This window comes from Frankia tisae (genome assembly GCF_025403405.1).
GTDB classification, from domain to species: Bacteria; Actinomycetota; Actinomycetes; order Frankiales; family Frankiaceae; genus Frankia; species Frankia tisai.
This window is the reverse complement of sequence record NZ_JANEZT010000175.1, coordinates 1-13,693: the sequence shown is the minus strand read 5'-3', so window position 1 is coordinate 13,693 and position 13,693 is coordinate 1. Positions and strand designations below refer to the sequence as shown.

The window sequence follows — 13,693 nt, the reverse complement described above, 5'->3', positions numbered from 1 at the left end:
CTGCGCACCCTCACCGGCCACGCTCGCCCGGTGCGATCGGTCGTGTTCTCCCCCGACGGCACCCGCCTCGCCACCGCCGCCGACGACCGCACCGCCCGGCTCTGGGACGCCGCCACCGGCCAGCCCCTGCGCACCCTCACCGGCCACGACCGTCCCGTGCGATCGGTCGTGTTCTCCCCCGACGGCACCCTGCTGGCTACCGCCGCCGCCGATCGCACCGCCCGGCTGTGGGACGCCGCCACCGGCCACGCCCTCGCGTCCCTGATTCCCATGCCGGCGGGATGGGCCGTCCTGCTTGCCGGCGACGCCTACAAACTGGTCGGTGAACCGGACGGCGCATTCTGGTGGGTCATCAAGAACGTCCGTTTCGAACCGGGCGACCTGGACCGCTACGTCCCGGCCATCCACCGGCTCCCGCCCGATGCCCCGTTGCCGCTGCCGCATGCTGGCAACCCTTGACAGCCGGATGGTCCGCGAGGGTCGGATCGTCTTGATCTTTGATGGTTTCGACGAGCCGGCCGCCCGGGTCACCGCCTGCCTTGACGGCCTTCTGGCGATCCTCGATGGTCCCGAGAAGGTCACGGACGGCGGCGGCGACGAGGTGCTGACGAAGACCGGCGAGAAGGTCGAACGCATACTGGGACGCTTCATCGCCCGGCTCGAGGACTTCGCCTGCGCGCCGGCCGGGACCGGGCTGCCAGTTCCAAGGACGGGCGGGTCACCGCCGCCGGTTCCGAGCGTGGTGCCCACCGCCCTGGCGAATCACCGACCGCAACCGGCCCGGTGAGCGACGCCGACGCCTCGGTGACGGCTACGGCCCTGCTCGCCGCCGCCGAGATGTCCAACCTGATGCTCGCCTTCCTCTGCCCACGGCCATGGCACCCCGTTCCGCTTCGGTCGACCAGCCCGGCTGCCCCTCCCCCGCCGTCCAGGAACCCGCGACGTCGGCAGGCGATCCGCCGCCCAGGCCGCGGGGCTGATCTCCCGGCTCCGGCAAGGAGTTGCCGCGCCCGCAGGCGCTGGCCGAAGGTGCTCCCATGATGATTCGTCGGGAGACCGCCGGGGATGTAGCAGCGATCCGTACCGTGGTGGGGGCGGCCTTCGCCCGACAGGTCGAACCGGATCGGCTCCCGGCCGAGGTCATCCTCGTGGACGAGCTTCGCGCCGGTGCGGCGTGGATACCCGCACTCTCGCTCGTCGCGACCAACGCCGCGGACGACATCGTCGGCCATGTCCTGTGCACCCGCGCCACGGTCGGCGCCGCCCCGGTGCTCGCGCTCGCGCCGCTCGGCGTCCGGCCCGACCACCAGCGGCGCGGTGTCGGCCACGCGCTCATGCACGCCGTGCTCGGCGCCGCGGACGCCCTCGACGAGCCGCTGGTCGGCCTGCTCGGTGACCCGGTCTACTACTCTCGCTTCGGTTTCCGTCCCGCCGACGAAGGCGGCGGCGTCATCGCACCCCAACCCGCGTGGGGCGCGCATTTTCAGGTGCGGACTCTTACCGCAGGCGGCCCTTCGCCGCGCGGCCGGTTCAGCTATCCCGAGGCCTTCGATCGGCTATGAAACGACGCGGAGAACGCTTCCATGGCGGAACTGAATGTGCCAAAAACACGCGGTACCGTCCTCCTTATGGACCGGACGACCGTGACCACTGTCCAGCAGGCATTCCAGCAGGCAAAACAGTCCGGGGGCGACGCCTACGCCGGCGGTGAGGACGTCCTGCTCGCCCTCGCGACCGAGCCGTCCCTCGCCCGGGACGTGCTGACCGATCTCGGCGTTACCCCGGAGCGCATCCGCACCGTCAGCGCCGAATGCGCGCAAGCGCGGGCCGAGGAGATCGACTGTCCGCCACTGCGCTCCGGCACTGGTTGCTCGCCGTCCTCTACTCGGACCCGACCGTGCTGGGCGGCCTGCTGGACGGTCTGGGGACCTCGGCGGACGCGATAGTTGCCGAGCTGCGGCGACGCGGCGCGCAGGTTCCCGAGGTCGCGGCGCCCACGTACCGCCCCTGGCGCGGCAGCCACCACCTCGACATCCCCGCAGCCGACTGGGAGCCGCTCCTTGCTCTGCTGCGCACGGAGCACCCGCCCGGCTCCCCATGGCGGTGGGGCTTCAACTACTTCGCCGACGACGCCGACCATCACGGCCGAGTACATGCGGAGGAGGGCATCGACCTCCTCGCGCTCCTCGCCGCGGCGAAGCAGGACCGCACCATCTGAGCGAGTACGCCCACGGTTCCGCGGAACACCTTGATCGTCAGCGTCGGAGGCGGGGAACACGGACTGGATCCGCGCTTGCCACCTTGGTGCCTGACGGGTTGGGATTTGATCATTCGGGCGCGCCGCGAGAGTACGTCAACGTCGTTGATTATCATGGTGGCATCGACGACATCGAGGAAGATCAGTCGGGTGGGCCGGAGCCTGGCGATGAGCCCGCGCCGCCCAAGAGCCCCGCGCCCGAGGACGGCACCAGCAAGAACGGCCTCGGCGACGGCGGCCCCGGCGAGGACGGCGAGTTCCCGGCCGACGATGCCCCGGCTGACGATGCCCCGGCTGACGATGCCCCGGCTGACGATGCCCCGGCTGACGGAACGCCGCGTGGACGCACGCGGCGATCGCGGCGGACGCCGCGGGGGACGTTGTCGCGGGAGGTGCTGATCGCGGCGGCGATGGAGGTCGTCGACACCTTCGGCGCGGGGGCGTTCAGCATGCGGGCGCTGGGCGGGTTCCTCGACTGCGACCCGACCGCGATGTACCGGCATTTCGCCACCAAGAACGCCCTGCTCGACGCGCTCGTCGACAGCGTCATCCGGGACGGGGTCGCGGACCTGCCGGAAACCGACGATCCGCGCGCCGACATCCGGGCGAACTTCCGCCAGCTGCGCCTCTCACTGCTCGCGCACCCGACGCTCGCCCCGCTGGTGCTGCGCCGGCCGCCGGGCATCGGCGCCTACTGGGAGCGCTCCGACCATGCCGTCGCCCAGCTGCACCGCGCCGGCATGGACCCGGCGGACGCGGCGAACGTCTACCAGACGCTGCTGTTCTACACCCTCGGCCACACCCTGTCCGAGGCCCGCCAGCTCGCCCGCGCGGTGGAGAAAGAGGGCGCGGGCGCCCGCGGCGGGCCGGTGGCGGCGGTGCGGCCGCCGGCGGAACTCCATCCGGACCTGTCCGACGTCGCCCCGCACCTGCGGGAGGACAACGAGGCACAGTTCCTCGCCGGACTCGACCTGATCCTGCGCGACCTACCCCGATAGTCGGCGTCGGCGCCGCGCCGAGCCCTCACCCCACAGGGGGTACCCCATGGCGGGTACTCTCCGACACAATCTTGCTACGGTACGAGCGTGCCCGTGGCCCCGAGCCGCCCGCGAAAAGCCCGGATCTCACGGTGGGCCGCCGCGGTGCCACCCACGGGTAACTACGGACGGTGAACGCCGCCGGTCCGCCGGCGGGAACGGATCGGCGGACCGGTAGAGCGGCGCTGGCGACGGGTCGAGCGACCGGTGCCGCGGGCAGACCTGATCGCGACGGGACGAACCGAAGACGACGAGATCGGAGCACCGGATGAGGTTGCTCGACGGGCGGTCCATGGCCGCCGAGATCGGCCGGTACGTGATCGACGAGGCCGAGCGGCTGATGCTCGCCGGCAAGACACCGACCCTGGCCGTGGTCCTGCCGAACGAGGATCCGGCCGCCCGCTCCTACACCCACATCATCGAGCGGACCGCCGGCAAGGTCGGGGTCCGCTGCGAGCCGCACGAGGCCACCGCCGGCCCGTCGGCGCTCCTCGACACGGTCGACGCGCTGGCCGCCGACCCGCTGGTCGACGGCATCATCGTCCAGACGCCGCTGCCGGCCGGGGTGAGCTCCCGCGAGGTCGGCGAGCGCATCCCCGTCGCCAAGGACGTGGACGGGATGAACCCGGAGAGCCTGGGCCGGCTCGCCCTGGGGCTGCCGGGCTTCGCCCCGGCGACCGCCGCCGCGGTGGTGGAGATCCTCACCCGCGCCCGCATTCCGATGGCCGGCGCACGGGTCTGCGTCATCGGCCGCGGGCCGGTCGTCGGCAAGCCCGTCTCGCTGCTGCTGCTCGCCGAGAACGCGACCGTCACCGTCTGCCATTCCCACACCAAGGATCTGGTGACGATCGCCCACGAGGCCGACATCATCGTGTCCGCGACGGGGGTCGCGCGCCTCATCGGCGCCGGGTTCGTCCGGCCGGGGGCGACGGTCATCGACGTCGGCACCGCGGTCACCGACGCCGGCCAGGTCGGCGACGTCGACGCCGCGGCCATCGCGCCGGTCGCCGGTGCCCTCACGCCCGTGCCGGGCGGCGTCGGCCCGGTGACCACCATGCTGCTGCTCCGCAACACGATCCGAGCCGCCCGCGCCGACTGACGGACGGGACGGCCGGACGACCCTGGCTCGCCCGTCACCGGGTCGCCCGTCACCGGGTCGCTCACGCCGGGGTGCACAGCGGGTCGGCAAGGTGGACCCGGTTACGCCCATCGGCCTTCGCCCGGTACAGGGCGGTGTCGGCGCGGGCGATGAGCGCGGACAGGTCGCCGGCCGTCCCGTGATGGGTCGCGACGCCCACGGACACCGTGACCGACAGCGGGGGCCGCCCGTCCAGGCGGCAGCGGGTGGCGGCGACCTGGCGGCGGATCCGCTCGGCGATGTCGGCCGCGTGCTCCCGCCCCACCTCGGTGAGCAGGATGACGAACTCCTCCCCGCCGAAGCGGCCGACGAGGTCCCGCGGCCGGGCTGCGGCCCGCAGCGTGTCCGCGACGGCGAGCAGGATGACGTCCCCGATGAGGTGGCCGAAGCGGTCGTTGACCCGTTTGAAGTGGTCGATGTCGACGAGCAGCACCGACAGCGGCCGGCCGGCGCGGGCCGCCCGGTTGATCTCACGCTCGGCGACCTGGCGCCAGTAGGCGGCATTGGCGAGCCGCGTCTTCGCGTCCGAGCGGGCGGCGTGCAGCAGGTCGGCGTGCAGCAGGCTGCGTTGCAGCAGCAGCACCGGCGGGGTCACGGCCAGCATGAGGAAGGGACTCGCCGCCCACAGCACCGCCACCACGATCGCCGAGCAGATCTCGACGGCCCGCGCCGGCACCGGCTCGCGGCCGAGCCGGGACGCCCGCGAGGGGGGCCCGGCCGGGCGGTGGACGTCGGTTCCGGGCGGGGCGCCCCCGAGCCAGGCGTCGAGGCCGTCGCCCCGGCCCGCCCGGGCCATCCCCACCCCGGGCAGGCTGGCGACCAGCGGATACACGGCCACGGCGGACAGGAACGCGGCTGCCGCGGAGCCCGAGCCGACCAGGCCGTCGACGGTGAACGGTCCCCTGGTCGGGCTGAGCAGCAGGTGCACGCTCGACGCGCAGAAGCCGGCGATGCCGAGCGCCGCGGCGTGGAACATCCGCAGGTGCGGCGGGCGGACCGGGTCGGCGCGGCCGGCGAGCCAGCACAGCGGCAGCCCGATCACCGTCGGGTAAAGCGGCGGCAGCAGCACGGCCACGGCCACGGTCCAGGTGGCGAGCAGGTCGTGCCGGGCGGCCGGGAAGACGGCGAGGTCGGCCCCCAGCCGCCCGGAGACCACCACCGCGCATCCGCCGAGGGCGACGAACGCGGCGAACGCGAGCACGTCGACCCAGCGCGGCCGCAGCCCGGCGATCGCGACGCCGACCAGCACAGCCCAGCACAGCATGACCCCCACGACCCGGCGCACGACGGCCCGCGGCGCGCACCACAGCGTCCAGTCCCGCCCGACCAGCCGCGGCAGCACCCGGTGGCGCCGCCGGGGCGATCCGTCCCCACCCGCCCGACCGTGGTGGGCCCGGTCCACCGGCCTGCGGTCGTCGCCGGAACCACTGGCCCCGGGAAGGCCGAGGCCTGCCATGCGCAGCGCCGGTGGGCAGGCCGCGGGCGGGCGCGGGCGGGCCCGCGAGTCGCGCACCCGCAGCCGTTGCCACGCCCGGCGGGCGCCGCTCAGCAGTGCGCAACCCGGGCGGCATGGGAGTCGTAGGCGTAACGGCATTGGCGGATGGCCTTCCTCGTTCTCGTCCGCGGCCGTAGTCGGCCGGAACCGCCCGGTGAATCCAACCTCGTCGTTGCTACTCACAGTGAATCATTGAGAACGAAGAGTACGAAGCCGTTCGCGCCATTCGCAACCAGCGCAATGGCGCGGCTAACTGCTCGGGGGCGGCGGCCGGCCGCATTTTCGCGCCGCGACGGGCCGGAAACTTGTTCCGGAAATAGCATCTGACCTGCGACGACGAATGCAGCGGCGAAAGGGTCCACGCCGGGGCCCACGGGCCGGCATCCACTCCGCGATGCCCGCAGAGAGACCACACACGACACGCCCGGAAAACGGTACCGCTCCCCGTCCGAGACCAGCGACGGCCGAGCCGCGGACCAGTCGAAGACCAGTCCTCCACCCGGCCACCCGGATCGGCGGCCCGGATCGGCGGCCCGGATCGGCGGCCCGGATCGGCGGCCCGGATCGGCGGGGGCCTGCTCAGGTGGTACGGGCGACCGCCTCGACCATCGCGGCGGTCAGCGCGGCCACGTCCGCCGGCGTCGTGATGAACGGCGGCATCGTGTAGACCAGCCGGCCGAAGGGCCGCACCCAGACGCCGAGCTCCACCAGCAGCGGCTGGATCACCGCCATGTCGACCGGCTCCCGCGTCTCGATCACGCCGATCGCGCCGAGCACCCGCACATCGGCCACGCCCGCCAGCTCCGCCGCCGGGGCGAGACCCGCGGTGAGCCCCGCGGAGATCTCGGCGACCCGCGCTCGCCACGGCGAGGACAGCAGCAGCTCGACGCTGGCGTTCGCGACCGCGCTCGCCAGCGGGTTGCCCATGAACGTCGGGCCGTGCATGAACGCTCCGGCGGGTGAATCGGACACGCCGGCGGCCACCTCGTCGGTGCACAGCGTGGCGGCCATCGACAGGTAACCACCGGTCAGCGCCTTACCCACACACATGATGTCGGGGCTGATCCCGGCATGGTCGCAGCCGAACAGCTCCCCCGACCGGCCGAAGCCGACGGCGATCTCGTCCGCGATGAGCAGCACCCCGTGGTGATCGCACAGCTCCCGCACCCGGGCGAGCCACCCGGGTGCGTAGAAGCGCATCGCCCCGGTGCCCTGCACGACCGGTTCGAGGATGACCGCGGCGACCTCGTCGGCGTGCCGGGCGAGCAGCCGCTCGAACTCGGCGACGTCGGCGTCCTCGCACGGCTCGTCGTAGGCGCGCCTCGGCGCCGGGGCGAACAGGTGACGAGGCAGAAGCTGGCTGAACAGGTGGTGCATCCCGGCATCCGGGTCGCAGACGGACATCGCGCCGGAGGTGTCGCCGTGGTATCCGCGCCGGATGGTCAGCAGCCGGGTCCGCTCGGGCCGGCCCCGGCCGGTCCAGTACTGCACCGCCATCTTGATCGCGACCTCGACGGCGACGGACCCCGAGTCGCAGAGGAACACCCGGCGCAGTGGCTCGGGGGTGATCTCCACCAGCGTCTCGGCGAGTCGCACCGCCGGTTCGTGGGTCAGCCCGCCGAACATCACGTGCGACATCGACGCGAGCTGCGTGCGCACCGCCTCGTCGAGCACCGGGTGACGGTAGCCGTGGATCGCCGCCCACCACGACGACATCCCGTCGATCAGCTCGCGGCCGTCCGTCAGCGTCAGGCGCACCCCGGCCGCGGACGACACGGCGAACAGCGGCCCCGTCGCCGACGCCGAGGCGTAGGGGTGCCAGACGACCCGCCGGTCCCGCGCCACAAGATCGGCTCCATCCGACCGGTTCGTCCCGCCCGTCGACGGGAGTTCCGATGACGGCGGGGCTGGCACGGCGGCGACGGCGGAGGATGGGTTCACCCCTCCCACTCTGGCCCATCGGCGACGCGGGTGGCCGTCCAGGACACTCGAGCCCCACCCGCCCGCGCCAGCCGTGCCCGCTCGCGGCGCCGCCCGGCGCACCGGGCAGGATGGGCGGCGTGGTCATCCCGATTCACGACATCAACCCGCTGAGCCGACGGCCGCTCATCACCTGGCTGCTGATCGCCGCGAACGTGGTGATCTTCGTCTTCTTCGAGCCCGTGGTGAGCTCGATCGCCGGGATCGGGACCTCGACCCCGCAGAACGCCTGCGAGCAGCAGCGGTTCTTCCAGGAGTGGGGCGCGATACCCCGGGAGCTCGTACACAACACCCAGCTCTCGGCCGCCTACTCGGGTCACATCGGCGTCGACGCCGCCGGCAATCCCGGGTGCATCGTGCAGTCGCCGCCGAACTTCGACAAGATTCCGGTTCTCTCGGTGCTGTTCGCGATGTTCCTGCACGGTAGCTGGCTTCACCTGATCGGCAACATGCTGTTTCTCGGGGTCTTCGGCAATAACATTGAAGATCGCATGGGAAGGCTATTCTACCTACTGTTCTACCTGGTCTGCGGGTACGCGGCGACCTACGGCTTCGCCTTGTTCGAAAGCGGGTCGTCGAACACCCTGATCGGCGCCTCGGGCGCCGTCGCCGGAGTGCTCGGCGCCTATCTCGTCCTGTTTCCCAGGGCCCGCGTCATCGGCCTGGTATCCGTCCTGTTCTTCCTTCCGTTCTGGTTGCCGGCCTGGATCGTCCTTGGTTTCTGGTTCGCCCTGCAGTACGTGTACTTCACGGGGTTCGGCGTCGCCGACGGAGGTGCCGTCGCCTACGGGGCGCACGTCGTCGGCTTCGTCGTCGGGGCGCTGCTCGTCGCGCCGTTCATCCGCCAGCTGCGCGCGGCCGGACCAGGAACGCCGCCCCGGGTACCGCAGCACCGGTGGATCCGCGGGACCGGAGCCTCCGCCGCCGCCGCCCGCCATCGCCGAGGTTACTGATCTCTCCGGATCGGTGCGGTGGCGGCGTGTAGTAGTCGGTCCGGATGCGGGGCGGTCCGTGGTGGCCCGGTGCTGCGGGGCCTGTTTCCGCTCCTGGCCTGGGGAAATCCGGTGGTATCCGCCAGGGCGGTGCGGCACGCTTGTCGAATTATGTCCGACCCGCCCTCGATGTCGCCCGCCCTCGCCTCCGGTTCCGGGGCCCCCGCGCCCGGCGCGGGCGGCCACGTCTACCGGCGGACGCTCGCGACCCCCGGCGCGGCCGGGTTCATGGTGCCGGCGTTCGTGGGACGGCTGCCAATCGCGATGCACGCGCTCGGCACCGTGCTGGTCGTCCAGGACCGTGCCGGCTCGTATGCCGTGGGCGGCGCGGTCGCCGCCGCCGGGGCGTTCAGCGAGGCGGTGTGCGTGCCGCGGGTGGGCCGCGCCCTCGACCGCTTCGGTCAGACCAGGGTGCTGCTCGCCGGACTTACCGGGCACCTGCTCGGGGTGGCGGCGCTACTGGCGGTGGTACGGGCCGGCGCACCCCGCCCGCTGTGGTTCCTCGCCGCGGCGGTCGCCGGTGGCTGCCTGCCGCCCGTCGGGACCTGCGTGCGGGCCCGGTGGAGCGCGCTGCTGACGGGTAGCGCCCTACTGCCCGCCGCACTCGCGCTCGAGGCGGCGATAGACGAGCTGGTGTTCATCCTGGGGCCCACCCTGGTGACGGTGCTGGTCACCCTCGTCGACCCCGCCGCGGGCCTGCTGGCCTCGGCGGTCCTGCTCGGGATCGGCGCCCTGGGGCTCGCGTTGCAGCATGGCACCGATCCGGGTCCTCGCTCGGCGTCGGCCGCGCCGCCTGAACGGATCATGCGGCGGCCGGACACCCGCACCCTGGTCGCGATCGTGTTCGCCATCGGGATCGGCTTCGGCGGGATCGACGTTGCCATGGTCGCCTTCGCCCGCGAGGAAGGGCTGGCGGCCGTCGGTGGGCTGCTGCTGGGCATGTTCGCGGCCGGCTCGGGGATCTCCGGCCTGATCAGCGGCGCCCGCAGGCCCGACCGCCCGCTGCGGGCCCGGCTGCTGCGTTCCGTCGCGCTGCTGACGGTCGGCTTCGCACTTCCCCTCGCCGGTGTCGGCGTGGCCGCGATGATCCCACTGGCCGTCCTCGCCGGGGCCACCGTGGCCCCCACAATGATCAACTCCAACGCGATGATGGAACGGATCGTCCCGCCGCAAGCCCGAACCGAGGGCTTCGCCTGGCTCACCATGGCAGCGGTCGGCGGCCTCGCCGTGGGCTCTCCGCTGGCCGGCCGCCTGACCGACGCCGGGGGCGCGCGGCTGGGCTACGTCGTGCCGGCGGGCGCTGGCCTGCTCGCCGGCCTGACGGCCCTGCTCCGCCGCCAGCACCTACCGGACGACCGCTCGCCGGCGGACCGCTCGCCGGGCAATGGTTTCGCCCGACGGTGGTTCGCGGCGCAGCGGTTCGCCGGCGACGGCTCAGGAAACGGCGTTGTCGCCCGCCTGGCCGTCGGCCCCCTCCCCGGCCGCGGCGTCGACGGCGCCGCCCGTCTCGGCGGCAGGGGTCGGCGTCGCGGAGGCACCAGACCCTCCGGAGGTGGCCGACACAGCAGCGACGGCCGGCACGGCAGCAGCGGCGGCGACCTCGGTGGGCCGGCGACGTAGCAGTCCACGCCGGGCTCCGGGGCGGGCAGCCTCGGCGTCACCGCGCCGTTTGCGGCCCTTGCGCCCCGCCGCCGCGACCACAGTCGCGTCGTCGCTCGCGCCCTCGGTGGCCTCCGCCGCGGAATCGGCGGCCTCGGCCTTCTCGGTAGCTTCGGCAGGCTCGACCCCGTCAGCGGCCACGGCTGGGTCGGCGGCCGCAGCCACGGTGGCCGGCTTCACCGCTCCGGCCACCTCGGCCACCTCGGCCGACGCCACATCAGCCGACGCCACATCAGCCGACGCCACATCAGCTGACGCCACATCAGCTGACACTGCATCAGCTGACACTGCGGTGGCAGCGACGGTCTCGGCGGCAGCGGCGGCGGGCGCCATCCCCGCGGTGGGCGCTGACGGCAGCACCTCGGTGGCGTCGGTTCCCGTCGACGCCGCCGGGGTGGATCCATCGGGCGTGACAGATCCGTCGGTGGACTCGGCTTCGACGACGGTCTCGCCAGCCGACGCGGCGGCAACCGGCTCAGCAGCGGCAACCGGCTCAGCAGCGGCAACCGGCTCGGTAGCGGCAACCGGCTCAGCAACGGCTGTAACCGGCTCGGCGGCAGCGGCGACCGGCTCGGCGGCGGCCTTGCGGCCGCGGGAGGTGGGGGCCTCGGCCGGGGCGGCCGCCGCGACGTCGAGGGCGATCGTCCGCCATCCCTCGAAGATCTCGGTGACGGTGTAGCCGTCGGCACTCAGCGCGTCGCGGTAGCGGGCGAGCTGCTCGTAGGACAGCGCCGGATCCGCCGCGGCGAGGGCCTTTTCCGTGTCCTTCACATTCTGACGGCCGCCGGTGGCCGGATCGGTGGCCGGATCGGTGGCCGGAAACGTCGTGACCGCCGCCGACACCCGGTAGGTGGTCGGGGCGGCGAGGTTCACCGTCCCGGTCAAGGTCCACGACCGGCTCGTGACCGTGCCACCGGGTGGCCCGGGTGGCGCACCCTCCGTCTGAGCGGCCAGCAATATGGCGATCTTCGCCTCGGCCGTCATGGGCACCGCGTCGTCGCTCTTACCCCATCGCACGCGCGCACGTCCTTTCCTCACGCAGTCGGCATCGTCCGCACGCCCGTTCGGCAGTGCCGGCGTCCCCCGGCCCCGGGGACGGTCCGGCCAACAGGCCGTCGGCGTGGGTGAAACCGCATTCTGACGGACCGACCGGATGCAGTCCGCATCGGGGTGTGTTCCGACACAGTGACGACATAGCGGCGCAAACTACCAGGAGGTCGGACATGATTGATGCACGCCAAGGAGCGATCGATCGGTGCGGCGCAGACGCCGGCACGGATCACCGCGCGGGGCCCGCCGCCCCGCCCAAGAAATCGCCGGAGGCGTGGCGCGGATTTCGGTCGCGGCAATCATGCCATGATCAGATATGGGAACTACACACAGCAGTTAGATGATCATCCGGCTGTTCCACGTCGGTGGCGACCTCACGAGCCCCCCCGTTCGGGATGGCTCCACGGATGGCGTTCCCAGCCCCACCGAGGCGCGGCTCGCCGCCCAGCCCGTTCCGCCAAGCCAGCCCGGATGTTGGACTACGAGCGTTATATTCTGCTTGCCGCACGTGACATACAGCGACGGTCTTCTACGACAGCGAGGTCGGGCGGAGTCAACGGTGTCAGACGAAGTGGCGGTCGGGTCCGGTGTCGGTGACACCGCGTCCCCACCGTCGACCACCGGAATCATCAGGGTGTTCCTTCTCGATGACCACGAGGTAGTACGTCGCGGGCTGCGGGATCTCCTCACCGAGGAGCCGGACGTGGAGGTGGTGGGTGAGGCCGGGCGGGCCGACGAGGCGCTTGGCCAGATCATCACGCTGCGGCCGCGGGTCGCGGTCCTCGACGCGCGGCTGGAGGACGGTAGCGGCATCGAGGTCTGCCGGCAGGTTCGCTCGGCCGACCCCGACATCGCCTGCCTCATCCTCACCTCCTTCGACGACGAGGAGGCACTCTTCACCGCGATCATGGCCGGCGCGGCCGGCTATGTCCTCAAACAGATCCGGGGCACCGCCCTGGTGGACGCGGTCCGCCAGGTGGCCGCAGGCAAGTCCCTGCTCGACCCGGCGGTCACCCCACGGGTGCTGGTGCGCCTGCGGGAGGGACCGGCCGAGGACGAGCGGCTCGCCGGCCTCACCGACCAGGAACGACGCATCCTGCGGCTGATCGCGGAGGGGCTCACGAACCGCCAGATCGCCAGCCGGATGTTCCTCGCGGAGAAGACGGTGAAGAACTACGTCTCCAGCATGCTGGCCAAACTCGGCCTGGAGAGCCGTACTCAGGCCGCCGTCTTCGCCACCCGGCTGAACACCTGACCCGGCCGGCTAGCGCCCACCCCCAGGCGGGCGCTGGCCGGCGGCCGGGTCGTCCGTCGGCGAGGACACGTGCAGCGCTCCCGGCGGGGTGACGAGCGGGACCAGCCAGGTCACGGTCGTGCCGATGCCGTTCTCGCCGGGGCCGAACCCCATCCGACCACCCAGGTCCAGCGCCCGGCGGCGCAGGTTCGCAAGCCCGCTGCTGCGGGAGGCTCCGCCGGGGCCGCAGCCGTCGTCACGGACCTCGACCAGGATGTCCGCGCTGCTCACCCGCAGCAGCACGTCGATGCGGGTGGCCCGGGCGTGCCGGGCGATGTTGGACAGCGCCTCCTGCAGCGCGGCGAGCATGTGCGGGCGGATCGCCGCGGGCACCCGGCGGTCGATGGGGCCGTCCACCCGGATCACGGGGCTGATCCCGAGCGCACGCTCGGTCTGGGCGACGATTGCCCGGATCTCGATACCCAGGTCGGCATCGTCGAGGTCGGCGGCCGTCAGCGAGAAGATGGTCTGGCGGATGTCGGCGATGGTCTGGTCGAGCTCGGCCGCGGCGACGTGCAGCCGGTTCGCCGCCTGGCCGTCCAGGACGCGGGCGAGGCTCTGCACCTGCAGGCCCGTCGCGAACAGCCGCTGGATCACCACGTCGTGCAGGTCCCGGGCAATCCGGTCGCGTTCCTCGAACACCGCGAGGCGCTCGCGGTCGCGGTGGATGCGGGCGAGTTCGAGCGACAGCGCGGCCTGACCGGCGAAGGCCGCCGCCATCTCCAGGTCGAGGCGGCTGAAGGTCTCCAGCGGGCCACTCGTGCCGAGGACGAGGATGCCCAGCGCCCGCC

The 13,693-nt window shown here is 72.7% G+C and carries 12 protein-coding genes and 1 pseudogene; 10 read left to right on the top strand and 3 right to left on the bottom strand.

The window, feature by feature from the left end:
- The 7 genes and pseudogenes from NBZ85_RS17455 to NBZ85_RS17425 all read left to right on the top strand — a co-directional run.
- Nucleotides 1-459, top strand: a pseudogene (locus tag NBZ85_RS17455) (WD40 repeat domain-containing protein); the annotation flags it as partial.
- A 31-nt stretch (nucleotides 460-490) separates the two neighbouring features.
- On the top strand, nucleotides 491-787 hold the full coding sequence (locus tag NBZ85_RS17450; RefSeq protein ID WP_261559811.1) for a hypothetical protein: 297 nt from the start codon (nucleotides 491-493) through the stop codon (nucleotides 785-787).
- Between the two features lie 250 nt (nucleotides 788-1,037).
- Entirely contained in the window at nucleotides 1,038-1,562 is a 525-nt protein-coding gene (locus tag NBZ85_RS17445; protein ID WP_261559812.1) for a GNAT family N-acetyltransferase, read from the top strand.
- A gap of 81 nt (nucleotides 1,563-1,643) precedes the next feature.
- Nucleotides 1,644-1,946, top strand: coding sequence for a Clp protease N-terminal domain-containing protein (locus NBZ85_RS17440; protein WP_261562245.1), 303 nt, complete (start codon nucleotides 1,644-1,646; stop codon nucleotides 1,944-1,946).
- Complete coding sequence (locus NBZ85_RS17435; protein ID WP_261562244.1) at nucleotides 1,898-2,218, top strand: hypothetical protein; 321 nt, start codon at nucleotides 1,898-1,900, stop codon at nucleotides 2,216-2,218. Before NBZ85_RS17440 ends, NBZ85_RS17435 begins: the two co-directional genes overlap by 49 nt.
- Nucleotides 2,219-2,637: 419 nt before the next feature.
- Entirely contained in the window at nucleotides 2,638-3,255 is a 618-nt protein-coding gene (locus tag NBZ85_RS33805) for a TetR/AcrR family transcriptional regulator (protein ID WP_261559816.1), read from the top strand.
- A 307-nt stretch (nucleotides 3,256-3,562) separates the two neighbouring features.
- Nucleotides 3,563-4,393, top strand: a complete 831-nt coding sequence (locus tag NBZ85_RS17425) for a bifunctional 5,10-methylenetetrahydrofolate dehydrogenase/5,10-methenyltetrahydrofolate cyclohydrolase (RefSeq protein ID WP_261559814.1) — start codon at nucleotides 3,563-3,565, stop codon at nucleotides 4,391-4,393.
- Between the two features lie 61 nt (nucleotides 4,394-4,454).
- Here NBZ85_RS17425 and NBZ85_RS17420 read toward each other — a convergent pair whose 3' ends face one another.
- Nucleotides 4,455-6,110: a sensor domain-containing diguanylate cyclase gene (locus NBZ85_RS17420; protein WP_261562243.1), complete on the bottom strand. Its 1,656-nt coding sequence runs from the start codon at nucleotides 6,108-6,110 to the stop codon at nucleotides 4,455-4,457.
- Nucleotides 6,111-6,506: 396 nt separating this feature from the next.
- Complete coding sequence (gene bioA, locus NBZ85_RS17415) at nucleotides 6,507-7,772, bottom strand: adenosylmethionine--8-amino-7-oxononanoate transaminase (RefSeq protein WP_261557982.1); 1,266 nt, start codon at nucleotides 7,770-7,772, stop codon at nucleotides 6,507-6,509.
- A 215-nt stretch (nucleotides 7,773-7,987) separates the two neighbouring features.
- On the opposite strand from bioA, the gene NBZ85_RS17410 reads away from it, so the two are divergent.
- From NBZ85_RS17410 to NBZ85_RS17400, 3 genes are all read left to right on the top strand, one after another.
- Nucleotides 7,988-8,860, top strand: coding sequence for a rhomboid family intramembrane serine protease (locus NBZ85_RS17410; protein ID WP_261557981.1), 873 nt, complete (start codon nucleotides 7,988-7,990; stop codon nucleotides 8,858-8,860).
- Between the two features lie 150 nt (nucleotides 8,861-9,010).
- Complete coding sequence (locus NBZ85_RS17405; protein ID WP_261557980.1) at nucleotides 9,011-10,519, top strand: MFS transporter; 1,509 nt, start codon at nucleotides 9,011-9,013, stop codon at nucleotides 10,517-10,519.
- Between the two features lie 1,648 nt (nucleotides 10,520-12,167).
- Complete coding sequence (locus tag NBZ85_RS17400) at nucleotides 12,168-12,863, top strand: response regulator (RefSeq protein ID WP_372517759.1); 696 nt, start codon at nucleotides 12,168-12,170, stop codon at nucleotides 12,861-12,863.
- A 9-nt stretch (nucleotides 12,864-12,872) separates the two neighbouring features.
- On the opposite strand, the gene NBZ85_RS17395 is transcribed toward NBZ85_RS17400, so the two are convergent.
- A partial coding sequence (locus NBZ85_RS17395; RefSeq protein ID WP_261562242.1) for a sensor histidine kinase occupies nucleotides 12,873-13,693 on the bottom strand: 821 nt, incomplete at its 5' end.

What these genes read in the sequence shown, in the direction of transcription:
- NBZ85_RS17405 (WP_261557980.1), top strand. Translation starts at nt 9,011, where the DNA reads ATGTCCGACCCGCCCTCGATGTCGCCCGCCCTCGCCTCCGGTTCCGGG.
- NBZ85_RS17445 (WP_261559812.1), top strand. Translation starts at nt 1,038, where the DNA reads ATGATGATTCGTCGGGAGACCGCCGGGGATGTAGCAGCGATCCGTACC.
- NBZ85_RS17425 (WP_261559814.1), top strand. Translation starts at nt 3,563, where the DNA reads ATGAGGTTGCTCGACGGGCGGTCCATGGCCGCCGAGATCGGCCGGTAC.